The organism is Streptomyces sp. NPDC045678 (genome assembly GCF_056432085.1).
The window spans coordinates 761,837-785,469 of the sequence record NZ_JBWKJS010000001.1 but is presented as its reverse complement, the minus strand read 5'-3'; the positions used below and the strand labels follow the sequence as shown (position 1 = coordinate 785,469).

At 72.7% G+C, this 23,633-nt stretch carries 23 protein-coding genes and 1 pseudogene; 15 read left to right on the top strand and 9 right to left on the bottom strand.

Going from position 1 to position 23,633, the window contains the following annotated elements; all coding sequences use genetic code 11:
* Window positions 1-3: 3 nt before the first annotated feature.
* Window positions 4-423 carry a MerR family transcriptional regulator gene (locus AC07DO_RS03410; protein ID WP_479056698.1) on the bottom strand — a complete coding sequence of 140 codons (420 nt, stop codon included), beginning with the start codon at window positions 421-423 and terminating at the stop codon, window positions 4-6.
* 94 nt (window positions 424-517) lie between these two features.
* Here AC07DO_RS03410 and AC07DO_RS03405 point away from each other — a divergent pair, with 94 nt between their 5' ends.
* Both AC07DO_RS03405 and AC07DO_RS03400 read left to right on the top strand, forming a co-directional pair.
* On the top strand, window positions 518-1,018 hold the full coding sequence (locus AC07DO_RS03405; protein WP_479056697.1) for a GNAT family N-acetyltransferase: 501 nt from the start codon (window positions 518-520) through the stop codon (window positions 1,016-1,018).
* A gap of 19 nt (window positions 1,019-1,037) precedes the next feature.
* Window positions 1,038-1,859: a serine hydrolase domain-containing protein gene (locus AC07DO_RS03400; RefSeq protein ID WP_479056696.1), complete on the top strand. Its 822-nt coding sequence runs from the start codon at window positions 1,038-1,040 to the stop codon at window positions 1,857-1,859.
* On the opposite strand, the gene AC07DO_RS03395 is transcribed toward AC07DO_RS03400, so the two are convergent.
* Window positions 1,856-2,518: a pirin family protein gene (locus AC07DO_RS03395; RefSeq protein WP_479056695.1), complete on the bottom strand. Its 663-nt coding sequence runs from the start codon at window positions 2,516-2,518 to the stop codon at window positions 1,856-1,858. The genes AC07DO_RS03400 and AC07DO_RS03395 overlap by 4 nt on opposite strands.
* Window positions 2,519-2,587: 69 nt before the next feature.
* On the opposite strand from AC07DO_RS03395, the gene AC07DO_RS03390 reads away from it, so the two are divergent.
* The 5 genes from AC07DO_RS03390 (at window position 2,588) to fabF (ending at window position 7,519) form a co-directional block, all read left to right on the top strand.
* Window positions 2,588-3,796 (top strand): PucR family transcriptional regulator, encoded by a 1,209-nt coding sequence (locus AC07DO_RS03390; protein WP_479056694.1) that lies wholly within the window; start codon window positions 2,588-2,590, stop codon window positions 3,794-3,796.
* 100 nt (window positions 3,797-3,896) lie between these two features.
* Window positions 3,897-4,808, top strand: a complete 912-nt coding sequence (locus AC07DO_RS03385; RefSeq protein ID WP_479056693.1) for an ACP S-malonyltransferase — start codon at window positions 3,897-3,899, stop codon at window positions 4,806-4,808.
* A 28-nt stretch (window positions 4,809-4,836) separates the two neighbouring features.
* A complete protein-coding gene (locus tag AC07DO_RS03380; protein WP_479056691.1) occupies window positions 4,837-5,841 on the top strand; it encodes a beta-ketoacyl-ACP synthase 3 in 1,005 nt (334 codons plus the stop codon).
* Window positions 5,842-5,937: 96 nt separating this feature from the next.
* On the top strand, window positions 5,938-6,186 hold the full coding sequence (locus AC07DO_RS03375; protein ID WP_030777934.1) for an acyl carrier protein: 249 nt from the start codon (window positions 5,938-5,940) through the stop codon (window positions 6,184-6,186).
* Window positions 6,187-6,256: 70 nt separating this feature from the next.
* Complete coding sequence (gene fabF / locus AC07DO_RS03370) at window positions 6,257-7,519, top strand: beta-ketoacyl-ACP synthase II (protein ID WP_479056689.1); 1,263 nt, start codon at window positions 6,257-6,259, stop codon at window positions 7,517-7,519.
* A 66-nt stretch (window positions 7,520-7,585) separates the two neighbouring features.
* Here fabF and AC07DO_RS03365 read toward each other — a convergent pair whose 3' ends face one another.
* Entirely contained in the window at window positions 7,586-8,080 is a 495-nt protein-coding gene (locus AC07DO_RS03365) for a DUF3145 domain-containing protein (protein ID WP_150167370.1), read from the bottom strand.
* Between the two features lie 343 nt (window positions 8,081-8,423).
* Between AC07DO_RS03365 and AC07DO_RS03360 the strand changes: the two genes are divergently transcribed.
* Together AC07DO_RS03360 and AC07DO_RS03355 are read left to right on the top strand one after the other, a co-directional pair.
* The gene (locus AC07DO_RS03360; RefSeq protein ID WP_479056688.1) at window positions 8,424-9,335 is read left to right on the top strand and encodes an SGNH/GDSL hydrolase family protein; all 912 of its coding nucleotides are present in this window, start codon (window positions 8,424-8,426) and stop codon (window positions 9,333-9,335) included.
* A 39-nt stretch (window positions 9,336-9,374) separates the two neighbouring features.
* Window positions 9,375-10,364, top strand: coding sequence for an aldose epimerase family protein (locus tag AC07DO_RS03355; RefSeq protein WP_479056687.1), 990 nt, complete (start codon window positions 9,375-9,377; stop codon window positions 10,362-10,364).
* Window positions 10,365-10,401: 37 nt separating this feature from the next.
* Here AC07DO_RS03355 and AC07DO_RS03350 read toward each other — a convergent pair.
* A pseudogene (locus tag AC07DO_RS03350) lies at window positions 10,402-12,888 on the bottom strand (glycoside hydrolase family 3 protein).
* Between the two features lie 179 nt (window positions 12,889-13,067).
* Between AC07DO_RS03350 and AC07DO_RS03345 the strand changes: the two are divergent.
* The gene (locus tag AC07DO_RS03345) at window positions 13,068-13,676 is read left to right on the top strand and encodes a TetR/AcrR family transcriptional regulator (protein ID WP_479056686.1); all 609 of its coding nucleotides are present in this window, start codon (window positions 13,068-13,070) and stop codon (window positions 13,674-13,676) included.
* On the opposite strand, the gene AC07DO_RS03340 is transcribed toward AC07DO_RS03345, so the two are convergent.
* A complete protein-coding gene (locus AC07DO_RS03340; RefSeq protein WP_479056684.1) occupies window positions 13,608-13,994 on the bottom strand; it encodes a RidA family protein in 387 nt (128 codons plus the stop codon). The two genes, AC07DO_RS03345 and AC07DO_RS03340, sit on opposite strands and share 69 nt — an antisense overlap.
* A 16-nt stretch (window positions 13,995-14,010) precedes the next feature.
* Window positions 14,011-14,835, bottom strand: a complete 825-nt coding sequence (locus AC07DO_RS03335) for an NAD(P)-dependent oxidoreductase (protein ID WP_479056682.1) — start codon at window positions 14,833-14,835, stop codon at window positions 14,011-14,013.
* A gap of 58 nt (window positions 14,836-14,893) precedes the next feature.
* Between AC07DO_RS03335 and AC07DO_RS03330 the strand changes: the two genes are divergently transcribed.
* Window positions 14,894-15,868, top strand: coding sequence for a LysR family transcriptional regulator (locus tag AC07DO_RS03330; RefSeq protein ID WP_479056681.1), 975 nt, complete (start codon window positions 14,894-14,896; stop codon window positions 15,866-15,868).
* 275 nt (window positions 15,869-16,143) lie between these two features.
* Window positions 16,144-17,028, top strand: coding sequence for an aminoglycoside phosphotransferase family protein (locus AC07DO_RS03325; RefSeq protein ID WP_479057511.1), 885 nt, complete (start codon window positions 16,144-16,146; stop codon window positions 17,026-17,028).
* Window positions 17,029-17,072: 44 nt separating this feature from the next.
* Here AC07DO_RS03325 and AC07DO_RS03320 read toward each other — a convergent pair whose 3' ends face one another.
* Both AC07DO_RS03320 and AC07DO_RS03315 read right to left on the bottom strand, forming a co-directional pair.
* A complete protein-coding gene (locus AC07DO_RS03320) occupies window positions 17,073-17,702 on the bottom strand; it encodes a LysE family transporter (protein ID WP_479056679.1) in 630 nt (209 codons plus the stop codon).
* Between the two features lie 42 nt (window positions 17,703-17,744).
* Window positions 17,745-18,341 (bottom strand): TetR/AcrR family transcriptional regulator, encoded by a 597-nt coding sequence (locus tag AC07DO_RS03315; RefSeq protein WP_479056678.1) that lies wholly within the window; start codon window positions 18,339-18,341, stop codon window positions 17,745-17,747.
* 102 nt (window positions 18,342-18,443) lie between these two features.
* Between AC07DO_RS03315 and AC07DO_RS03310 the strand changes: the two genes are divergently transcribed.
* A complete protein-coding gene (locus AC07DO_RS03310) occupies window positions 18,444-18,686 on the top strand; it encodes a hypothetical protein (RefSeq protein WP_479056676.1) in 243 nt (80 codons plus the stop codon).
* Between the two features lie 59 nt (window positions 18,687-18,745).
* Complete coding sequence (locus AC07DO_RS03305) at window positions 18,746-20,011, top strand: pyroglutamyl-peptidase I (protein ID WP_479056674.1); 1,266 nt, start codon at window positions 18,746-18,748, stop codon at window positions 20,009-20,011.
* A gap of 32 nt (window positions 20,012-20,043) precedes the next feature.
* On the opposite strand, the gene AC07DO_RS03300 is transcribed toward AC07DO_RS03305, so the two are convergent.
* Window positions 20,044-20,862 carry an EI24 domain-containing protein gene (locus AC07DO_RS03300; RefSeq protein ID WP_479056672.1) on the bottom strand — a complete coding sequence of 273 codons (819 nt, stop codon included), beginning with the start codon at window positions 20,860-20,862 and terminating at the stop codon, window positions 20,044-20,046.
* Window positions 20,863-21,000: 138 nt separating this feature from the next.
* On the opposite strand from AC07DO_RS03300, the gene AC07DO_RS03295 reads away from it, so the two are divergent.
* Window positions 21,001-23,607 (top strand): M14 family zinc carboxypeptidase, encoded by a 2,607-nt coding sequence (locus AC07DO_RS03295; RefSeq protein ID WP_479056670.1) that lies wholly within the window; start codon window positions 21,001-21,003, stop codon window positions 23,605-23,607.
* Window positions 23,608-23,633: the final 26 nt, after the last annotated feature.

Here is a 23,633-nt window from a genome sequence, read left to right as displayed (position 1 = left end):
CGGTCAGGGCCTTTCCGACGCCCTGCGGGCGCTCGCATAGTTGTCGATCTTGTAGTCGAGGACGGCGAGGGTGTCCTGCAGCTCCGTGATGCGCGCGCGGACGTCGCGCCGGGTCTGCTCGAGGAGTTCCTGGCGCTGCGGGAAGGTGTGCTGCCCTTCGCGCACCAGCTCCGCGTACCGGACCATGTCCGCCACCGGCATCCCGGTCAGGCGCAGCTTGCCGACGAAGGCCAGCCACTCCAGGTCGCGGTTGCGGTAGCGGCGCTGTCCCGTGTGGGAGCGGTCGATGTGCGGCATCAGGCCGATCCGCTCGTACCACCGCAGGGTGTAGGCGGAGAGCCCGGTGCGGTCGACGACTTCACTGATCGTGTAGTGGTCCTGCCCGTCCGGTTTCACATGGATCCTGGTCTCCGTCACCGTCATGGTCCACACGCTAGAACCCTGGAGTGCACTCCAGGCAACCGGATCCGGGGAAAATTCAGGAGCCGTCCCATCCCCTGGTCACTACGGTTCCCGCATGAGTCTCGTACGCCGTGCCACACCGGAAGACGCCGAGGAACTGCTCAGACTGAGGCAGGTGATGATCGATTCCGTCTTCGCCGGGCGCTCCGCGGCCGCCGGGGGCTCCGCCGCCGAGTCCGACACGAGGTGGCACGCCGAGTCCCTGCCGACCGTACGGCGACGGCTCGCGGAGACCGGGGGAGACTTCGCGGCGTTCGTCGTCGCTCATCCGGAGCGGCCGGGCGGGCTCGCGGCGCTGGCCGTCGGGACGCTCGACTACCGGATCGGGCGCGCGGGCAACCCGCACGGCCTGACCGGCTCCGTCTTCAGCGTCGCCACCGACCCGGACCAGCGGCGCAAGGGGTACGCACGGGCGGCCATGGAGGTGCTGCTCGACTGGTTCCGTGAGCGCGGGGCGGGCAGCGTGGACCTGAACGCGTCGGTGGAGGCGGAGCCGCTGTACGCGTCGCTCGGTTTCGTGCGCAAGCCCGACCCCTCGATGCGGCTGAACCTCTAGGCCGCTTAGGCTCGGGTGCATGCAGAGCCTCGCGTTGATCGAGAACTGGCCGGTACCCACCGCCGCCGCGGCCGTCGTACGGGCGGACGGCACCGTCGTGGGGGCGCACGGCCCCACGGACCGGCGTTTCGCGCTCGCCTCGGTCACCAAGCCCCTCGCGGCGTACGCGGCGCTCGTCGCGTACGAGGAGGGGGCGGTCGAGCTCGACGGGCCCGCGGGGCCCGAGGGGTCGACGGTGCGGCACCTGCTCGCGCACACCAGCGGCCTCGCGTTCGACGAGCACCGGGTGACGTCGGCGCCGGGGACGCGGCGGCTGTACTCGAACGCGGGGTTCGAGGTGCTCGGCGACCACATCGCCAAGGCGACCGACATCCCCTTCGAGGAGTATCTGCGGCAGGCGGTCCTGGCGCCGCTGGGGATGACGTCCACCACGCTGGAGGGCGACCTCTCGCCCGCCAAGGACGGCGTGTCCACGGTCGACGACCTGGTGCGGTTCGCGGCGGAGGTGCAGGCCCCCCGGCTGCTCGACGCGCGGACCGTGGCGGCGGCGATGACCGTGACGTACCCCGGCCTGAAGGGCGTCCTTCCCGGGTACGGGCACCAGAACCCCAACGACTGGGGGCTCGGCTTCGAGATCCGGGACTCCAAGACGCCCCACTGGACGGGGAGTTCCTCGTCGCCCCGGACCTTCGGGCACTTCGGGCAGGCGGGTACGTTCCTGTGGGTCGACCCCGACGCGCAGGCGGCCTGCGTCGCGCTCACCGACCGGCCCTTCGGACCGTGGGCCGCCGAGGTGTGGCCCCCGTTCACCGACGCGGTACTCGCCGACCTCCGCGGTTAGGAACCGCTCGCCATCTCCCAGATCAGCACCTCGGCCGTGTCCTGGGCCTCCCCTTCGAGCCCGGACTCCGCGCCGATCCGCGCGGAGTCCCCCGGGCGCAGCAGATCGCCCGCGAGGGACAGCGCGCCGCGCACCACGTGGACGTACACGAACGGCGCCTCCGGCACCGCGAGCCGCTCCCCCGCCGCCAAGCGCCGCACGTGCAGGAGCGCCCCCGCGCCCGGCACCGCGTACGGCGTCGAGTCGGCGATCCCGCGCACCACCTCGTAGGACGGCTCGCCGCCCGGGGCGAGCGGTGCCAGCCACATCTGGACGAAGACCAGCGGGTCCGGGCCGTCGTTGCGTTCCACGTGGCGGACGCCGCCCGCGGCCGAGAGGTGCTGCACGTCACCGGGGCGGACCAGGGACGCGTGGCCCTCCGAATCGCGGTGGGTGAGCTCGCCCTCGACGACCCAGGTCACGATCTCCGTGTGGCTGTGCGGATGCTCGTCGAAGCCCGCGCCGGGCGCCAGGCGCTCCTCGTTGCAGGCCAGGACCGCGCCGAAGCGGAGGTTGTCGGGGTCGTAGTGGGGGCCGAAGGAGAAGGCGTGGCAGGACTCGATGCCGGCCGCGGTCTCCCCGCCGCGGTACCGGTCGCCGGAGCGCCGTACATCAATCACGCTCCCACGGTAGGACAGGTCCGGGCCCCTGCACCGCATGTCCCCGCCCCGATAAGGCAGTCTTGTCCCGTGCCCGAACCTTCAGCGAACGCAGCCCATCAGGACGCCCGACGGTCCGCCCACGCCCATGCCGCGACCCTGAAGCGCCTGGAGAAGTCGTCAGGGAGCCTCGCGGCGCAGGCCATCGCGCGCATGGACGAGACGCTGTCCTGGTACCGGGCGATGCCGCCGGAGAACCGCTCCTGGATCGGTCTGGTCGCCCAGGCCGGTATCGCCGCGTTCACCGAGTGGTTCCGGCACCCGGACGCCCCGCAGGCCATCTCCACCGACGTCTTCGGCACCGCCCCGCGCGAACTGACCAGGGCGATCACCCTGCGCCAGACCGTGGAGATGGTGCGTACGACGATCGAGGTCATGGAGTCGGCGATCGACGAGGTCGCCGCGCCGGGCGACGAGTCGGTGCTGCGGGAGGCCCTCCTCGTCTACGCCCGCGAGATCGCCTTCGCCACCGCGCAGGTGTACGCGCAGGCCGCCGAGGCACGCGGTGCCTGGGACGCCCGGCTCGAATCGCTCGTCGTGAACGCGGTCCTCTCCGGCGAGGCCGACGAGGGCGCCGTCTCGCGCGCCGCGGCCCTCGGGTGGAACTCCCCCGACCACGTCTGCGTGGTCCTCGGCACCGCCCCCGACGGCGACAGCGAGCTCACCGTGGAGGCCATCCGCCGCGCCGCCCGGCACGCGAAACTGCAGGTCCTGACGGGTGTGCTCGGGGACCGCCTGGTCGTCATCGCGGGCGGCAACGACAATCCGCTGCACGTCGCGAAGTCCCTGATCGGGCCGTACGCCGCCGGTCCCGTGGTGGCGGGGCCGATCGTCCCCGACCTGCTCGCCGCCACCCGCTCCGCGCAGGCCGCGGCCGCCGGACTCAAGGCCTCCGTCGCCTGGCAGGACGCCCCGCGGCCCGTCCTCGCGGACGATCTGCTGCCCGAACGCGCGATCGCGGGGGATCCGGCGGCGCGCGAGCAGTTGGTGGAGGAGATCTACAGACCACTGGAGGAAGCGGGCTCGGCGCTCCTGGAGACGCTCAGCGTCTATCTGGAACAAGCCAGCAGTCTCGAAGGCGCGGCCAGAATGCTCTTCGTCCACCCCAACACCGTGCGCTACCGGCTCCGACGTGTGACTGACGTCACCGGCTGGTCGCCTTCCGATGTGCGCTCCGCTTTCACGCTGCGGATCGCGCTGATCCTGGGACGGCTGGCCGACGGCGATCCTCAGGCATAGGGTTTGGCGGCGGGTTTGTCGGCCCCCTACAAATCCCCCAGCGGTTCTTCGTCCCTGTCCCCACGGGCGGCTCCCACCGTCCACAAGAGAGAGTGTAAGAGTGCTCGTACTCGTCGCTCCCGGCCAAGGCGCTCAGACGCCCGGCTTCCTGACCCCCTGGCTCGACCTCCCCGGTGCTGCCGACCGCATCGCCGCCTGGTCGGACGCCATCGGGCTCGACCTCGCCCACTACGGCACCCAGGCCGACGCGGACGCGATCCGCGACACGGCCGTGGCCCAGCCGCTGCTCGTGGCCGCCGGACTGCTCTCCGCCGCGGCACTCGGTGACATCACGCCGGGCGCCGTCGCCGGGCACAGCGTCGGTGAGATCACGGCCGCCGCGTACGCCGGTGTGCTCGGCGAGGACGACGCGCTGCGCCTCGTGCGCAAGCGCGGGCTCGCCATGGCCGAAGCCGCCGCCGTCACGGAGACCGGGATGGCCGCCCTCCTCGGCGGCGACCCCGACGTCACCGTCCCGCACCTGGAGAAGCTCGGGCTGACCCCGGCGAACGTGAACGGCGCCGGCCAGATCGTTGCCGCAGGCACCCTGGAGCAGCTCGCGGCGCTGCAGGAGGACAAGCCCGAGGGCGTCCGCAAGGTCGTCGCCCTCAAGGTCGCGGGCGCGTTCCACACCGAGCACATGGCGCCCGCGGTGACCGCGCTGGAGGAGGCCGCCAAGGACCTCTCCGTCGCCGACCCGCGCTTCGCCTACGTCTCGAACCGCGACGGCAGGACGGTCGCCACCGGCACCGACGTGATCTCCCGCCTGGTCGGGCAGGTCGCCAACCCGGTCCGCTGGGACCTGTGCATGGAGACCTTCCAGGAGCTGGGCGTGACGGCGCTGATCGAGGTGTGCCCCGGCGGCACCCTGACCGGGCTGGCCAAGCGCGCCCTCAAGGGCGTCCAGACCCTCGCGGTGAAGACCCCCGACGACCTCGACGCGGCCCGCGCGCTCGTCGCCGAGCATTCCTGAGCCGACGACAGACAAGGAGCCGTAGCGCATGTCGAAGATCAAGGCCGCACAGGGCCATCCGTACGCGCGGATCATGGGCGTCGGCGGCTACCGTCCCACCCGGGTCGTGCCGAACGAGGTCATCCTCGAGACGATCGACTCGTCCGACGAGTGGATCCGCTCCCGCTCCGGCATCGCGACCCGCCACTGGGCCTCCGACGAGGAGACCGTGGCCGCGATGTCCGTCGAGGCCGCGGGCAAGGCGATCGCCGACGCCGGCATCACGCCCGCGCAGGTCGGAGCCGTCATCGTCTCCACCGTCTCGCACTTCAAGCAGACCCCGGCCATCGCGACCGAGATCGCGGACAAGGTCGGCGCGGGCAAGCCCGCCGCGTTCGACATCTCCGCGGGCTGCGCCGGCTTCGGCTACGGCCTCACCCTCGCCAAGGGCATGGTCGTCGACGGTTCCGCCGAGTACGTCCTGGTGATCGGCGTGGAGCGGCTGAGCGACCTCACCGACCTGCACGACCGTGCGACGGCGTTCCTCTTCGGGGACGGCGCGGGCGCCGTGATCGTGGGTCCCTCCAAGGAGCCGCGGATCGGTCCGACGGTGTGGGGCTCGGAGGGCGACAAGGCCGAGACGATCAAGCAGACCGAGGCGTGGGACGTGTACCGCAACGGTGGCGCTCCCGCGAAGTACCCTGCCATTACCCAGGAGGGCCAGGCGGTCTTCCGCTGGGCCGTGTTCGAGATGGCGAAGGTCGCCCAGCAGGCGCTGGACGCGGCCGGAATCACCGCGGACGACCTGGACGTCTTCATTCCGCACCAGGCCAACGAGCGGATCATCGACTCGATGGTGAAGACTCTCAAACTGCCGGAACACGTCACGGTCGCCCGTGACGTGCGCACCACCGGTAACACCTCGGCCGCCTCGATCCCGCTCGCGATGGAGCGGCTCCTGGCGACCGGCGAGGCGAAGAGCGGCGACACCGCCCTCGTCATCGGCTTCGGGGCGGGTCTCGTCTACGCCGCCACGGTCGTTACCCTCCCCTAGGCATCACGTCCGGATCATCCGGTCCGGGCGTCGCAACCAACCTGCCGCTGCCGCGGCGGGCGCCACACCCTCTGATACATAAGAAGGAGCGCCAACATGGCCGCCACTCAGGAAGAGATCGTCGCCGGTCTCGCGGAGATCGTCAACGAGATCGCCGGCATCCCGGTCGAGGACGTCCAGCTGGACAAGTCCTTCACCGACGACCTGGACGTCGACTCGCTGTCCATGGTCGAGGTCGTCGTCGCCGCCGAAGAGCGCTTCGACGTGAAGATCCCGGACGACGACGTCAAGAACCTCAAGACGGTCGGCGACGCGACCAAGTACATCCTCGAGCACCAGAACTGACAAGGCTGCTGCTCAATCGCCACCCGGCGGTGGCGCCGCTGATCCCCTCAACACCGTGGAGAAATTTCCTGTGAACTCGACCAATCGCACCGTGGTCGTCACCGGTATCGGCGCAACCACACCGCTGGGTGGCGACGCCGCGTCGACGTGGGAGGGCCTGCTCGCGGGCCGTTCCGGCGTCAGCGCGCTGGAGCAGGACTGGGCAGCCGAGCTGCCCGTCCGCATCGCCGGTCAGATCGCCGTGGAGCCGGGCGAGGTCATTCCCCGCCCGCAGGCCCGCAAGCTGGACCGGTCGGCGCAGTTCGCGCTGATCGCGGCCAAGGAGGCCTGGGCGGACGCCGGCTTCACCGCCAAGGCGGGCGAGGACGCGTCCGTGGACCCGCACCGTCTCGGTGCGGTCATCGCCTCCGGCATCGGCGGCGTGACCACGCTTCTGGACCAGTACGACGTGCTGAAGGAGAAGGGCGTACGCCGCGTCTCCCCGCACACCGTGCCGATGCTGATGCCCAACTCCCCGGCGGCCAACGTCGGCATCGAGCTGGGCGCCCGGTCGGGCGTCCACACCCCGGTGTCGGCCTGCGCCTCGGGCGCGGAGGCCATCGGCTACGCGGTCGAGATGATCCGCACCGGCCGCGCCGACGTCGTCGTCGCGGGCGGCACGGAGGCGGCGATCCACCCGCTGCCGATCGTCGCGTTCGGCAACATGATGGCGATGTCGAAGAACAACGACGACCCGCAGGGCGCCTCGCGTCCCTACGACGCCGACCGCAACGGCTTCGTCCTCGGCGAGGGCGCCGGCGTGATCGTGCTCGAGTCCGAGGAGCACGCCAAGGCCCGCGGCGCGAAGATCTACGCGGAGGCCGTCGGCCAGGGCATCTCGGCCGACGCGCACCACATCACGCAGCCCGAGCCGTCCGGCAACGGCATCGCCGCGGCGCTGCAGAACCTGATCGACACGACGGACCTCAAGCCCGCCGAGATCGTGCACGTGAACGCGCACGCGACCTCGACGCCGCAGGGTGACGTCGCGGAGATCAAGGCGCTGCGCAAGGCGTTCGGCGACGACGTGGACCACATGGCGATCGCCAGCACCAAGTCGATGACGGGTCACCTGCTCGGCGGTGCCGGCGGCGTGGAGACCGTGGCCACGGTCCTCGCGCTGAAGCACCGGATGGCCCCGCCGACGATCAACATCGAGAACCTCGACCCCGAGGTCGACGCGGACGTCATCCGTGACGAGGCCCGCGCACTGCCCGAGGGCAGGATCGCGGCGCTGAACGACTCGTTCGGCTTCGGCGGTCACAACGTCGTCCTGGCGTTCCGGACCGTCTGAGACCGTCTGAGTCACCCGCACGCACGCGAAGGGGCCCCACCGCTCGGTGGGGCCCCTTCGCGCAGTTCAGACCACTTGGTGGAGCCACCGCACGGGCGCGCCCTCGCCCGCGTACCTGAACGGTTCGAGTTCGTCGTCCCAGGGCTTGCCGAGGAGCTTGGCGAGTTCCGCCTCCAGGTCGCTCTCGCCGCGCTGCGAGCGGGCCAGCGCGGCGCGGAGCCGGTCCTCGGGGATCAGGATGTCACCGTGCATTCCGGTGACGGCGTGGTAGATGCCGAGTTCGGGCGTGGCGCTGTACCGCTCGCCCTCGGCGCCGGCGCAGGGTTCCGCCGTGACCTCGAAGCGCAGCAGATCCCAGCCGCGCAGGGCGGAGGCGAGCTTGGAGGCGGTGCCCACCGAGCCCTGCCAGGAGAATTCGGATCTCCAGGTGCCCGGCGCCGCGGGCTGTCTGATCCAGTCGAGGCTCACGCGCGCGCCGAGGACGCCCGCGACGGCCCACTCGACGTGTGGGCACAGCGCGCGCGGAGCGGAGTGCACGTACAGAACTCCACGTGTCGTCACCGGGACCTCCAGTGTGGGTCGAGGTTCGCCTTCCCCAGCGGCCTCGCGCCCGTGCCGAGCAGTTTTCCCCAAATACTAGATAAACCTGGGAAAAGGGGACAGATGTGACGTGATGTAATTTAGCGGAACCACCAGAGCGAGGCGCCACCGGGTGGATCACCCGCCCTGTCGCTGCCGTGACAGCAGAGGCCCGGCGGCTATGGGCCCGAGGCTACCGTGCGGCGGCGCAAGGAGTGTGACGTACCGTCGGTCCCGGGGCCAGGAAACTCCGACCTTTCACCCGGCGGGGCGCAACCCCGGGCACGCGCACGACGTCACGTTGAACGACTGAGGGGAGCAGGGGATGCGGAACCGCAGGCGCCGGTCGCGCGCCGTCGTCGCCCTCGCGACGGCGGCCCTGCTCTGTGGCGGGGCGCTGACCGCGTGCGACGCGCAGGGCGGGAACTCGGGGGCGCCGGGCGGCTCGTCCGCCCCCCGGAAGCCGTCGCCGAAACCCACCCCCGCGTGGGACACCTCACCCCGCTCGCTGGCCGCCGTCGGCGACTCCATCACCCGCGGGTTCGACGCCTGCTCGGTGCTCTCCGACTGCCCCGAGGCATCCTGGGCGACCGGCACGGACACCGAGGTCGACAGCCTGGCGACGCGGCTGCTCGGGAAGGGGCGGGCCGCTTCGCACAGTTGGAACCACGCGAAGACCGGCGCCCGTATGGCGGATCTGACCGGGCAGGTCGAGGCGGCCGCGACGGACCGTCCCGAGCTGGTGACGGTGATGACGGGCGCCAACGACGCGTGCCGTCCGACGGCCGCCTCGATGACGCCGGTCGGCGAGTTCCGCGCCGACTTCGAGCAGGCGATGCGCACGCTGCGCCGCGAGCTGCCGAAGGCCCAGGTGTACGTGGCGTCCGTCCCGGACCTGAAGCGGCTCTGGTCCCAGGGGCGGACGAACCCGCTGGGCAAGCAGGTGTGGAAGCTGGGCATCTGCGCCTCCATGCTGGCCGACCCGGACGACCTGAACGCCACGGCGACGCAGCGGCGCGCGTCGGTGCAGGACCGCGTGGTCGCGTACAACAAGGTCCTCGAAGACGTGTGTGAGAAGGACCGACGCTGCCGTTACGACGGCGGGGCGGTCTTCGACTACCGCTTCGACGGCGACCAGTTGAGCCACTGGGACTGGTTCCACCCCAGCAAGAACGGCCAGGCGCGGCTCGCGGAGATCGCGTACCGGCAGGTGACGTCGAGGAAGCCCGTGACGTAGCCGGGTCCGTGGCGGCGGAGCCCGCGTAGGGTCTCGATCATGCGCAGTGAACTCTTCGGGACGCTTCCCGACGGCAGCCCCGTCCACCGCTGGACCCTGGAGAGGGCCGGGGTGCGGGTGAGCGTCCTGACCTACGGCGGGATCGTGCAGTCGGCCCATGTGCCCGACGGCTCGGGGCGGGTGGCGTCGGTGGCGCTGGGGTTCGAGGAGCTGGCGGGGTATCTGGCGCATCCGGGGCCGTACTTCGGGGCGCTGGTGGGGCGGTACGCGAACCGGATCGCGGGCGGCTCCTTCTCCCTCGACGGGCGTGCGTACCGGCTGGCGCGGAACAACGGGCCCAACGCGCTGCACGGCGGCGAGCGCGGCTTCGACCGGCACGTCTGGGACGCGGAGCCCGCGGACGGCGGGCACGGGGTGCGGCTCTCGCGGGTCTCCCCCGACGGCGAGGAGGGCTATCCGGGGCGGCTGGCGGTCTCGGTGACGTACGCGCTGGACGAGTCGGGCGCGCTGCGCATCGCGTACGAGGCGACGACGGACGCGCCGACCGTCGTGAACCTCACCAACCACACGTACTGGAACCTCGCGGGCGCGCGGTCCGGGACCGCGCTCGGGCACGAGGTGCGAATCGCCGCCTCCCGCTTCACTCCGGTGGACGGCGACGGGATTCCCACCGGGGAGTACGCGGACGTGGCGGGGACACGGTGCGACTTCCGCACGGCACGCGAGGCTGGGCCCGGCTTCGACCACAACTACGTGCTCGACAAGGGCGTCACCGCGGAGCCCGCCGAGGTGGCGGAGGTGCGCGACCCCGTCTCCGGCCGGACGCTGACCGTCTCGACGACGGAGCCGGGGCTGCAGCTCTACACGGCGGACCACTTCGCGCCGGACCTGCCGTTCGCACCGGGCGCCGGGATCGCGCTGGAGACCCAGCACTTCCCGGACTCCCCGAACCGGCGCGGGTTCCCCGCGACGGAGCTGCGGCCTGGCGGGGTGTACCGGTCCGAGACGGTGTACGGCTTCTCGGCGTGAACGGTGTACGGCCCCTCGCCCCGTGCAGGCGCGCGTCTCACGCGATGAGCGTCTCGGTCAGGCGGAGGTCGGCCACGGAACGGCCCGCCCGCACCTCGTACGTACCACTGCGGTACACCCAGGAGTCGGCGCGCTCGTCCCAGATCTCGAAGGCTCTGCGCGGGAGTTCGACGGTCACCTCGACCGTCTCCCCGGGCGCCGCCTCCGCGCCCGCGAACCCGGCGAGCCAGCGGGCCGGGCGGTCCGGGTCCTCCGTGGCGGGGGCCAGGTAGACCTGCACGACCTCGCGGCCCGCGCGGTTCCCGGTGTTGCGGACGCCGACGGTGGCCGTCGTGCCTTCGACGGTCAGTGATGCGTACGTCCAGTCGGTGTAGCCGAGGCCGTGTCCGAAGGCGTAGGAGGGGGTGGCGCCCGCCTTCTCCCAGGCTCGGTAGCCGATGAACACGCCCTCGGAGTAGGCGAGTTCACTGCCTTCGGGGGTGACGCCGGTGACGGGGGCGGCGGTCAGGTCGCCCCAGGTGGTGGGGAGGCGGCCGCCGGGCTCCTCGGCGCCGATGAGGACGTCGGCGAGGGCGGCGCCGCCCTCCTGGCCGGGGAACCAGCCGAGCAGGACGGCCGCGACGTCGTCACGCCACGGAAGCTCCACCGGGGAACCGGAGTTGACGACGACCACGGTCCTCGGGTTGGCGGCGGCCACGGCGCGGACCAGGTCGTCCTGGCGGCCCGGCAGCTTCAGGTCGCGGCGGTCGAAGCCCTCGGACTCGACGCGTTCGGTGGTGCCGACGACCACGACGGCGGTGTCGGCGGCGCGCGCGGCCTCGACGGCCTCGGCGATCAGGTCGTCGGGGTCGCGGCGCGGGCCGAGGTGGACGAGGGAGAACACGACGCCCGGCAGCGGCGCCGCGAACTCCTTGTCCAGCGGGTGGCGCAGGGAGATCTCGACGGGTTCGCCCGCGGTGAGCCGCACCCGGCCGCGCTCGACGGGTGAGCCGAAGAACGCCTCGAAGGGGTCGGAGGCCGAGCCCATCTCCTGGACGCCGTCGTACAGGGTCTCGCCGTCGACGGTGAGGGTGAAGGCGCCGAGGCCGCTCGTGCCGAAGACGTGCTCGCCGCTCTCGCGCGGGGTGAAGGTGCCGACGACGTCGACGCCCGCGAGGGTCTCGTGGGTGATGCCTTCGGGCAGGTCGTCACCGATCCACTGGACGTGGCCGGAGGGGAGGCCGCCCTCGCCGAGGACGGCGCCCGTGGCGTCGCGGCAGATCGCGCGGAGCGCGAAACCCTGCTGTGCGGCGGCGAGTTCGTCGCTGGGGTCGGCGCCGACGGCGTAAGTGAGCGCGCCCTCGGGCAGGGCGGCGGTCAGGCCGTCGAGCGGGGAGACGACGCGGGCGGGGAAGACGGTGGCGGAGCCGCCGCCGAGGATGCGGGCGTCGCGGGCGGCGGCCCCGATGAGGGCGACGGTGCCGGCGTTCGCACCGCTGCCGTCGGGGCTCAGCGGGAGGGCCCGGTTCTCGTTGCGCACGAGGACGAAGGAGCGGCGGGCGATCTCGCGGGCCAGGGCCTCGCCGTCGATCTCGGCCGGGAGGGCGTCCGGGGCGACGACCGGCTCGGCGCCTTCGAGGACGCCGACGCGGGCGGCGAGACGCAGGACGTTGCGGACGGCCGCGTCGACGGTCTCCTCGGCGATCTCGCCCGCGCGGACGGCGGCGGCGAGCGGCGCTCCGTAGACGGTCTTCGGGCCCGGCATGGCGACGTCGAGACCGCCCTCGATGCCGCCGGTGGTGGAGCGGGCGGCCATCCAGTCGGAGACGTTGCAGCCGTCGAAGCCCCACTCGCCGCGCAGGACGCCCTCGACGAGGTGCCGGTGCTCGGTCATGGTCACGCCGTTGACCTGGTTGTACGCGGTCATGATGCCCCACGGATGGGCATGGGCGACGATGGCTTCGAAGGGCGCCAGGTACAGCTCGCGCAGGGCACGCGGGGCCACCTTGTTGTCGACGGTGAAGCGGTCGGTCTCGGCGTCGTTGGCGACGAAGTGCTTGACGGTCGTACCGACACCGCCGGACTGCACGCCGCGCACGTAGCCGGTGCCGATGACGCCGGTCAGGTACGGGTCCTCGCTCTACGCCTCGAAGTGGCGGCCGCCGAGCGGGGAGCGGTGGAGGTTGACGGTGGGGGCGAGGAGGACGTGGACGCCCTTGCGGCGGGCCTCCTGCGCGAGCAGGGCGCCGGCGCGGCGGGCCAGGTCCTGGTCCCAGGCGGCGGCGAGCGCGGTCGGGGACGGCAGCGCGACGGACGGGTCGTCGGCGGTCCAGCGGGTGCCGCGCACGCCGATCGGGCCGTCGGACATCACGAGGGACCGGAGGCCGATCTCCGGCAGGGCGTGCAGGGCCCACATGTTCCGGCCGCCGAGGAGGCGGGCCTTGGCGTCGAGGTCGAGCGTGCGGAGCGCGGCCTCGACGACGGCCTCACGTGTCCGGTCCTGGCCGTGCTCGTGCCCCTGCTCGCTGGGCCGGGTCTCCGCCATGGCGGTGCCTCCTCGTTCCGTGCGGCTGTCTCGTTCCGTCCGTCTCGTACCTCCATCGTGCCCCTGGCACCTGTAGAGAGGTAGGTTTCGTTATCTTGTCGTTACCCAGGGGTCTCTGTTCTCAGCCGTCTGTCGTACGGTCCTCCGAGCGGGGACGGAGCACGGAAGGGGTGCGGGCCATGGCGGCCAGGGCCAGGAGCGAGGAGCGGCGCGCGGAGATCCTGCGCGCGGCGTTCGAGGTGATCGCCGAGCGCGGCTACCGGGGCGCGAGCCTCGGGGCGGTCGCCGAGCGCGTCGGGCTCACCCAGCAGGGCCTGCTGCACTACTTCCCCACCAAGGAGGCGCTGCTGGTCGCCGTCCTCGAGGCGCGCGACCAGTGGGACGCGGTGCCGCGCGGCGAGTGGCGCCTCGACCTGCTCGGCTCGCTGGTCGAGTACAACGCGATGCGCCCCGGCATCGTGCAGACGTTCTCCGCGCTGCTCGGGGAGAGCGTCACGGACGGGCATCCCGCCCGCGCCTTCTTCACCGCCCGGTACGGGGCGGTGCGCGAGAACTTCGCGGCGGTGCTGCGCGCCGAGTACGGCGACCGGCTGCCGGGCGGCCTCAGCCCGGAGGCGGCGGCGCCCTTGATGGTGGCGGTGATGGACGGCTTGCAGTACCAGTGGCTGCTCGCCCCCGACGCGGTGGACATGCCGGGGGCGTTCAGGGACTTCCTCCGGCTACTGGGCACCGGTGAGGGCGGCGACGACCTCGACCTCGATCAGCGCCCGCGGCGGGACGAGCCGTGAGACGGCGACGGTGGTGCTGGTGGGCGGGGTCGCGGTGAGGAACTCCTTCCGTACGGTGGCGTAGTCGGCGAAGCCGTCCATGTCGGTGAGGTACGTCCGGATGTTGATGATGTCGTCGAGTCCCGCGCCGTGCGCCGCGAGCAGCAGCTTCAGGGCCTCGAAGACCCCGCGGGACTGGGTGGCCATGTCGTCCCCCTCGGCACACTGCCCGGAGACGTACAACAGGACGCCCCCGTCCGCGTGTTCGACCCGGGCGACCTGCGAGTAGGGCCCGAAGGGCTGCGGGGCGTCGGCGGGGTTGTCGATGGATATCTGCATGGCTGTTCTGTTCTCCTCAGCTGTCGCGGCGGGTGCGGATGTGGGTGACGGCGCGGGCGATGTCCTCGTGGACGACGTCGGGGTCGGCGGCGGCCGCCTGGAAGTGCCGCAACACGGCTTCCATGGCGGGCAGTTCGGCGGCTCGGGTGGCGAGGGCGACGTCCTTGACGGCGAGCTCGCTGCCGAAGTGCACGTCGGCCGCGAAGGCGCGGGCGACGGCGCCGCCGAGCGGGCCCGCGGCGAGGGCGTCCCTGGCGGTGCTCTCGTCCAGGCCGAGCGCGTCGGCGAGCTTCATCGCCTCGGCGACCAGGGCGACACCTCCGATGACGGCGGTGTTGACGACGAGCTTGAGCGCGGCGCCCGAGCCGAGGGGGCCGGTACGGGTGACGGGCCCGAAGCGGGCGAGTACGTGCTCCACGCCCGCCGCGTCGCCGCCCGCCAGAATGCCGAGACGCCCCGCGGCGGCCTTGTCCGTGCTGCCCATGACGGGGGCGTCGACGAGGGTGACACCGTCCGGCACGCGCCCCGCCAGCTCCGCCACGACCTCCGGCCCGACGGTCGACATCTCCACCCAGTGCGCCCCGGGGCGCAGCACCGGAACGATGGCGTCGGCGACCTCGCGCACGGCGTCGGGACCGGCGAGCATCGTGATGACGATGTCGGCGTCGCGGACGGCCTCGGCGGGGCTCGCCGCGACGGTGACGCCGTCCGCTTCCGCGGCGAGGGCCTCGGCCTTCGCCGACGTCCGATTCCACACGACCAACGGGTGTTCGCCGGACAACAGTTGACGTGCCATCGGCTCGCCCATGTGCCCCAGGCCGAGGAATGCGATCTTTTCCATGGGCCCGACGCTAGGCCCGCCCGCGGGATGCGACAAGCGAATGTCTAGCATGCGAGCCATGCCGAACCCGCATGCCGTACCGCCCTCCCCCGGCACGGGGTCCGCACCGCCCGACCTCTCGACCGTCTGGCTCCGGACCTTCCTGGACGTGGCCCGGCACGGGTCGTTCACGGTGGCGGCACGGGAGCTCGGCTGGACGCAGTCCGCCGTGTCGCGGCAGATCGCCGCGCTGGAGGCGGCGCTCGGCGGGGCGCCGCTCTTCGACCGGCTGCCGCGCGGGGTACGGCCGACGGCGCAGGGCCGGGCGTTGCTGCCGCACGCCGAGGAACTCATGGCCCGACTGCACGTCATGACAAGGGAGTTGACCGCGCTGCGGGACGCGGCGGGCGGACTGCTGCGGGTCGGGGCGTTCGCGACGGCGGACGCGGGGCTCGTGCCGAGGGCGATCGCCGGGTTCCGCGCCCGGCACCCCGGGGTGACGCTCAGCCGCGAGGAGGGCCTGACGCCCGCGCTCCTGGCCCGTCTCGCGGAGGGCGAGCTCGACGTGGCGGTGGTGTCGACGACGGGCGGCACGCCGGCCGGCCCCGGCGAGGCGTACGAGCTGCACCACCTCCTCGACGAGAGGCTGTACGTCGCGCTGCCCGCGGGACACGCGCTGGCGGCCGAACCCGAGGTGCCGCTCCGCAGCCTCGCCGGGGAGGACTGGGTCTCCGGCAGCCCTCGCGTCGAGGGCTCCCTGCTCGAACCGGCACTGCGGCACGGCTTCCGGCCGCGCGTCGCCCACGTCGTCGCGGAGTGGACGGCGAAACAGGGGTACGTGGCCGCGGGCCTCGGCGTGGCCCTCGTCCCCGCGCTGGCGGCGGAGGGCGTCCGGCGGGACATCGCGCTGGTGCCGGTACGGGACGAGGACGTACCTCCGCGCACGGTGTACGCGGCGACGACACGGGGCCGGGAGCCCGCGCCCGCGGTGCTGCCGTTCCTGGCGGCGCTTCGGGGGGCGGCGCGGGGGCCGGCGTCGCGGGACAGGCCCTAGGCGGCGTCCAGGCGCTCAGGGTCCGGGACGCGAACGCCCAGCGGGAGACGGCGTCGAGGGCGCGTGGAGCCGCGGCGTGCGCCGGCGGCGCAGGACCGGGTCGCGGTGGGCTGCGAGGAGGGCGGGGACGCCGCGGGCGGCCCAGGGCCCGAACGACAATCCCGGTGCCGCGGGGGCGGGTTCGACGTTCGGGTTCACGACTCCGACCTCAAGGGCGCGGATACGCTCGGGCGGGACCGGGCCGTTGACGAGGGAGAGTCGTGAGTACGGGGAAGATGCACGCAGGCGAAGCCGACATCGACGAGGCGCTGGTGCGGCGGCTGGTCGAGGAGCAGTTCCCGGCGTGGGCCGGGCTCTCCGTGGAACCCGTGGACTCCGCCGGGACGTCCAACGCCCTGTTCCGGCTCGGCGCGGACATGGTGGTGCGGCTGCCGCGGCTTTCCGGCTCCGCCGAGGACATCGAGCGGGAGCACCGGTGGCTGCGCGCGCTGGCGGCGGCGCTCCCCGTCCCCGTACCGGAACCGCTCGGCACGGGCGAGCCGGGCGAGGGCTATCCGTACCCGTGGTCCGTCTTCCGGTGGCTCGACGGCGAGACGCCGGTAGCGGGGCGGCCGCTCGCCGAACCGGAGTCGTTCGCCAAGGACATGGCGGCGTTCATCACCGCACTCCGTGAGGTCGACGCGACCGGCGCGCCCGCGGCCTACCGCAGCGATCCCCTGGCGTCGCGCGACGCCGCGACGCGCGAGGTCATCGCCAGGCTGCGCGGGGTCGTCGACGCGGACGCCGTCACCGAGGTGTGGGACGCCGCGCTGCGCGCCACTCCGTGGCAGGGTCCCGGCGTCTGGGTGCACGGAGACCTCCAGCCGGGGAACGTACTGGTCGGCGAGGGGCGCCTCTCCGCCGTCATCGACTTCGAGTGCATGGGGACGGCCGACCCCGCCGTCGACCTGATCGCCGCGTGGTACCTGATGGACGCCGAGGCCCGCCCGGCCTTCCGTACCGCTCTCGGCCCGGCCGTGGACGACCCCACGTGGGAGCGCGGGCGGGGCTGGGCCCTCACGATCGCGCTCAACGAACTCTCGTACTACCGGGAGACGAACCCGGTGATGGCCGACACCGCGCGGTGCGTGATCGGACGGCTCACGGGCGCCGTCGGCTGACACACCGGCCTCCGGCTCTCGCCGACCCTTTTGTCGCCCGCAGGTCAGGTGCTCGCCAGCAGGTGGACCGCGAGTCCTGTGATCAGCGCGCTCGACGCCAGCGCGGTGATCAGGCGGCCCCTGCGGCTCGTCAGGGCCCGGCCCAGCAGCGCGCCGCCACCCGCGAGGAGCAGCTGCCAGCTCGCGGACGCCGCGAACGCGGCCAGCGCGAACACCGCCTGCTCCGGGCGCGTCAGCGATTCCGTGGCCGGGCTGCCGAGGACGAGCGCGGCGAAGTAGACGACGGTGGCGGGGTTCAGGAGGGTGAGGCCGAGGAGGGCGGCGTAGGCGCGGGTGGGGCCGAGCGGCGTGCGGGTGCTGACGGTGGCGGTGTCGCGGTTGCTGTACTCGCGGAGCGCCACCAGCGTGCCGCGTACCGCCAGCGCGACGAGTACGAGGACCGAGGCCCGGCGCAGGGCGGTCATGGCCGGCTCGATCGCGTCCGTGAGCGAGGCGCCGCCCACCGCGGCGACCAGGGCGTAGAGCCCGTCGGCGGTCGCCACGCCCAGCGCGGCGCAGGCGCCGGTCTTCCAGGTCGTGCGGGCGGTGAGGGCCACGAGGTAGGTTCCTACGCCGCCCACGGGCATGGCGATGCCGTAGCCGGCCAGCAGGCCCGCGATCAGGATCGCGCTCATGAGCGGGAGCGTCGCGGAGTCGGGGCGTTTCCGGCAACCTGTTTACGCTCTCAAGCCCTCCGCATACCGCCTCAGCACCCCCCGCGCCCCCTCCGCCGGGCAGTGCCCCACCAGGACCTGGGAGGTCAGGCCCTCCGTCAGCGCCAGCAGGGCCCCCGCCTCCGCCTGCGCGTCCGCCCCGGGGCGCAGCTCGCCCGTCGTGCGGCCGTAGTCGAGCAGCCAGACCAGGAGTTCGTGGAGCTTCGCGTACGTGTCGCGCAGCACCGCCGCCAGTTCCCCGCTCACCGCCGCGTGAGCGACGAACGCCCCCCAGACCTGCGCCTCCGTCCTGTCCTCCGGCTCCAGCAGCGCCAGCGCGGACAGGGTCCGGTCCAGCAGTGTCACGGCCGACTCCGGCGTGCCCGACGCCTCGATACGGGACCTCGCACGCTCCCCGATCCGGTCCGAGATGCCCTCCAGGGCGAACAGCAGCATCTCGTCCTTCGTACGGAAGCAGCGCTGCACCGCCCCCATCGACACCCCGGCCTCGGCGGCCACGTCCCGCAGGCTGACGGACTCCATCCCGGAGCGGGCGATCAGGTGGCAGACCGCCTCGGCGATACGGCTCCGGCGGTCCTCGTAGTCGACCTGCTTGGGCATGCGAGGAGCATCCTTTCTTTTCGATGCGGTTGCATCATATCGAAGCCCCGTGCATGATCTGATGCGACCGCATCGGAAAAAGAACGGGACGGAAACACAGACGTGGCTGCTCAGACTCGGACCAAGAAGTCCCCCGCCGGGCTCCTCGCCCTCTTCGGGACAGTCCTGCTCGTGCAGGGATTCGGCTCCGCGATCACGGAAGCGCGGTGGGACTCCTCGTTCGGCGTCTCCGCCCTGCTGCGGGAGGCCGGCGCGCCGGTCTGGGTGGATCTCGTCGTCGGAGCCGTCGGCTGCGCGCTGCTCGCGGCCGCGGCCCGCACCCGCGGCCTGCACAGGACGCCGTAGCGCTCACCCCGCCCGCCCCGCGATACTTCCGCCACCTCACCCGTCACGGAAGGACTCGCGTGCTCACACGACTTGGCGCCCTCGGCGTCGCCGCCCTGCTCACCGGGCTCGGTGTCCCGGCCTCCGCCTCCGCCGCCCCCGCCGGAGGCGCCGCCGCCCCCACCGCCGAAGAGGCCCGGCTCGACCGCGCCGCCCCGCGGGAGATCCTGCGGAAGAGCGGATTCGACTCCGTGGCGCCGGAGTTCACCGAAGCCCTGAAGAACGCCCGCTCCTACGACCACGCGCGGCGCCTCGTCGTACGCGAAGGCCGGTCTCTGTGGCAGCGGGCCGTCGACCGGGCGCAGGGCAAGGAGCGGACCGGCATCAGCAAGGACGACGACCGGCCGCTGTACTGGGCCCGGCTCGGGATGACGCGCGAGCTGCGGCAGTGGGAGCCGGATCGTTTCACCCTCACTCCGGACCGGCGGGAACGACTCATGGGCGCTTTGGAGCGGTCGTCCCGCGGGCAGGACTCCGTCGACCACCACCCCCGCAAGCGGGGACACGGGGACATCAAGCGCATCCTCGTGACCGGCTTCGATCCCTTCACCCTCGACCGCGACGTCCGCATCAGCAATCCGTCCGGCGCCGCCGCCCTCGCCCTCGACGGGACCACGATCCGGACCGCCGACGGGCCCGCGCGCGTCGAAGCGGTGGTCTTCCCCGTCCGGTGGGACGACTTCGCCGACGGCGCCGTGGAGCGGGCGCTGCGCCCGTACCTGCCCCGCGTCGACCTCTTCACCACCATCAGCCAGGGCCGCGTCGGCCGGTTCGACGTCGAGCGGACCAACGGCGCCTGGCGCGGCGGCTTCGCCGACAACGAGAACCTGTCACGGACCGGGACCGTGCCGGTGAGCGATCCCGCCACGCAGCCCCAGTGGACGTCGACGACCCTCCCGTACAAGGAGATCGTCGCCGCGAAGACCGGGCGCTTCCCGGTGTACGACAACACGTCGGTGACCGAGATACCCGCGGGCGGCAGCGATCCTGTGGTCCGGCCCGACGGACCCACCGAGGGGTCGACGGCCCGCGCGGGCGGCGGCGGGGACTACCTCTCCAACGAGATCGCCTACCGCGCGACGCTGCTGCGCGACCGGCTCGGCCTGCACGACCGGCTGCCCGGCGGCCATGTCCACACGCCGGTGCTGCAGTTCGGCGCGGGCAACACCGACCCGGCGACGGGTGACGTCACCGATCCCGAGTTCGTACGGAACCGGCTCGACATCATCGCCCAGGTGCGGGGGATCCTCCGGGCCGCGGCGTCGTCGCCCTCAGAGGCCTCCTGAGTCGTGTCCCGGGTCGTGTCCCAGGTCGTGGCCTAGGCGTCGGCCACGGCGGCCCGTGCGCCGTCGTCATTCCCGGTGCTCCCGGCGTTACCCGTGCTCCCGGCGTTCCCGGTGTTCTCGCCCATCAGGTCGCGCGCCATCAGCGTCGCCCCCGCGACCGCGCCCGGCATCAGGAACACCGCGACGAACGGCACCAGGAAGGCGACGGCGAGCGGGGTGCCGAAGCCCCAGGCGAGCGTCTTGCGGGAGCGCAACAGGGCGAGGCGCTCCCGCAGTTGCACACCCCGGCGTTGCAGGGCGACCGCCGTGAGCTCCTCGACCAGGAAGAAGCCGGTGACGCAGAAACCGATCACCGGGACGACCGTCTGGCCGACGACGGGAACGAAGCCCAGGGCGAAGAGCAGCACGCCCCAGACCAGCGCCCGCACCACGATGCGCAGGCTGTCCCGCGCGGAGATCCACAGATCGCGCCAGAGCGGCAGCCCCGACTCGGGGGCGTGGCCGCCCTCGGAGATGTCGACCTGCTCGGACAGCGACTCGTAGAACGGCTCGCCGATGAGCAGCGTCACCGCGGTGAAGGTGAGGACGGACAGCAGCAGCGCGAGGGCGAAGAGGAGAGCCGTCAGGAAGCCGCGGAAGACGCCCTGCCAGGGCGAGGACCAGTCGTCGGCGAACGGCGTGGCCCAGCCGACGAGGTCGCCGCCCCACAGGGCGAGCGAGACGAGCGCCGCCGCGTAGAGGACGAGCGTGATGAGGCCGGGCAGCAGCCCCCATCCGTACTGCTTGCCGTGCTGGGCGACCCAGCGCTGCCCCTTCATCAAGTAGCCGAAGCCCACACCCAGATCGCGCATGCGGCACACCTTAGCCGCAGGTCACCGGCGGTTTGTGCGGAGTCGCGTGCCGGGACTGTCACGGGTGGGAAACAACGCCCTCTTGTTGAGGGCGAGTTGAACCGGTAGACCTCGCGTATCGATCTCCCGGAGGTACGTATGGGTATATCCCGGCCATTCAGACCCGTTCCGCTCACCGTGACCGCCGCGGTCGGCGCGCTGGTCCTCACCGCGCTCGCGCCGGGCAGCGCGACCGCCGATCCGACGCCGCGTCCGGTCACCCGCGAGGGTTCGCCGCTCGGTGCCGACCGGGCCGCCACGTCCCCGGAGGCCGCCGCCGAACGCGCCCTCGGGGACGCGCCGTCCGCCACGGAGGGCCTCGGAGGTGACAGCGGCGACGGAGGCGACAGCGACGACAAAGGCCGCGGGTATCCCCGTGAGCGGAGGCTCGACGTCCCCCCGGCGAATCCGGGCGACAAGTCGATAAAGCTGGGGCTGACTCCGTACCACGGCATCGCCCCGAAGCTGAACGCCCTGCAGCGCGTCGGCGACCGCGTGAGCGTGGAGATCGCGGGCCGTTCCGCGGGCGGTCACCAGCTCTACCTCGTGACCGTCACCGCACCCGAGTCCGCGCGCGAGACGGCCCGGCAGACGCGGATGCGGGAGCGGATCGAGAACGATCCCGCCGGGGCCGCGAAGGACCGGACGATCAAGTCCTCGTACAAGACGCCGGTCTTCGTCAACAACAACATCCACGGCAACGAGTGGGAGGGCACGGACGCGGCCCTGAAGCTCATCGAGAAGCTCGCGAAGGCCAAGGACGGGGAGAGCCGGGACCTGCTCGCGCGCAACCGGCTCTACTTCAACATCACCACCAACCCCGACGGCCGTATCGCGGGCACCCGCGCCAACGCCAACGGCTTCGACCTGAACCGCGACTTCATCACCGCCTCGCAGCCCGAGGCCCGCGCGGTCCGGCGCATCGCCATCGCCAAACAGCCCGCGGTCATGATCGACCTGCACGGATACGTCAACGGCACGCTGATCGAGCCGACCACTCCCCCGCACGGCGAGAACTACGAGTACGACCTCTTCCTCAAGAATTCCTACGCCAACGCCCTCGGCATGGAGGCCGCCATCAAGGGCCTCGGTTACACGGAGGAGAAGGACGGCGTGAAGCCGCCCGTCATCCCCTTCCGCGACCAGCAGGAGGGCTGGGACGACTGGCCGCCGATCTTCACACCGCAGTACATGCCGTTCCACGGCGCCGTCGCGACGCACACCATCGAGTTCCCGATGCAGGTGAACAACGAGGAGTACGAGTCGCAGCCGGCCGCCGAGCTGCGCCGCAGGGCCGCCGTCAACGTGGACATCGCGGGCGCCGCGATGCGCGCCACCCTCGACTACACCGACCGCCACCGCGCCTCGGTGATCGCCGACCAGATCGAGGTCTTCCGGCGGGGCGCGACCGGCGCCGGGCAGGTGCCGGTGTCGGAGGAGACCGTCCCGGGGGTGCCGGGGATCGGCCCCGAGGACGTGTACACGACCGAGTTCCCGCGCGCGTACGTGATTCCCGCGGGCGGTGGCCGCCAGCGGTCGGCGGCGGCCGCGGCGCGGCTCGTGGACCATCTGGTCGCCAACGACGTGCGGGTGGAGCGGGCGGGCCACGGCTTCCGGCTCGGCGGGCGGACGTACCCGAAGGGCTCGTACGTCGTCGACATGCACCAGCCGAAGCGGGGCCTGGCCAATGTGATGCTGGCCGACGGGCGGGACATCAGCGACAAGGTGTCGACGATGTACGACATCTCGGGGTGGAGCCTCGGACGGCTCTGGGGCGCGAGTGTCGACTCCGTGGAGCGCGGGGACCTGGGCGGCGTGCACGGCCGCGCGGTGCGCGCCGCGTCCCGCGTCGGGTACGTGGCGCCGCACGGGAACCCGCGGCTGCGCCTCGACGACCCGCGGGAGATCGCCGCTCTGAACTCCCTTCTGGAGAAGGGCGTCACCGTACGGCGTGACCGTGACGGGAGCGTCGTCGTGCCGTCGTCCGCGCGCCGTGCCGCGACCGCCGCCGCGAAGAAGTACGACGTCACGTTCGACGCCACGAAGGCGAGGGGCGGCACGGCCCTGCACCGGACGCGGGTCGCCGCGGCCGTCACGCCGGGCGAGCTGTTCGCGCTGCGGGAGATGAACTTCGACGTGGTGCCCGTGTCGACCGCCGTGCTCAACTCCGGCTTCGACTGGAAGACGGCGGACGCGCTCTTCGTCTCGGCCGGGCTCGACCGGAGCAAGCTGAACGCGGCGGCCAGGGCCGGGCTCGACCGGTTCCTCGCCCGGGGCGGCGGCCTCGTCGGGCGGGGCGGGGCGGGCGCCGCGCTCAACGCCGACGCCGGGCTGCTCGCCGTGAAGGCCGTCGGCGGCAACGGGGACGCGAACGGCGTGGTCCGCGTGGTGAACGCGGGCGGCGCGGTCACGGGCGGGGCGCCGGACCACAGCTTCGTCTACGCGCCGTCCTGGTTCACCGACCTCGGCCCCGGCGTGCGCGTCGAGCAGAGGTACGGCACCGGCAGCCCTCTCGTCTCCGGGCACTGGCGGGCCAGGGAGGACGGCTCGGGCGGTCCCGCGGACGCGGCGGGCCGGGCTTCGGTCGTCAGCGGGTCGGCGGGCGGCGCGGACGTGGTGCTCTTCGGCACCGAGCCGCTCTTCCGCGACCATCCGAAGGGGGTGTTCCCGCAGGTCGGGCGGGCGCTGCTGAGCGTCGGCCGGTAAGGGCGACGCGCCTTCGGCGGTCATGG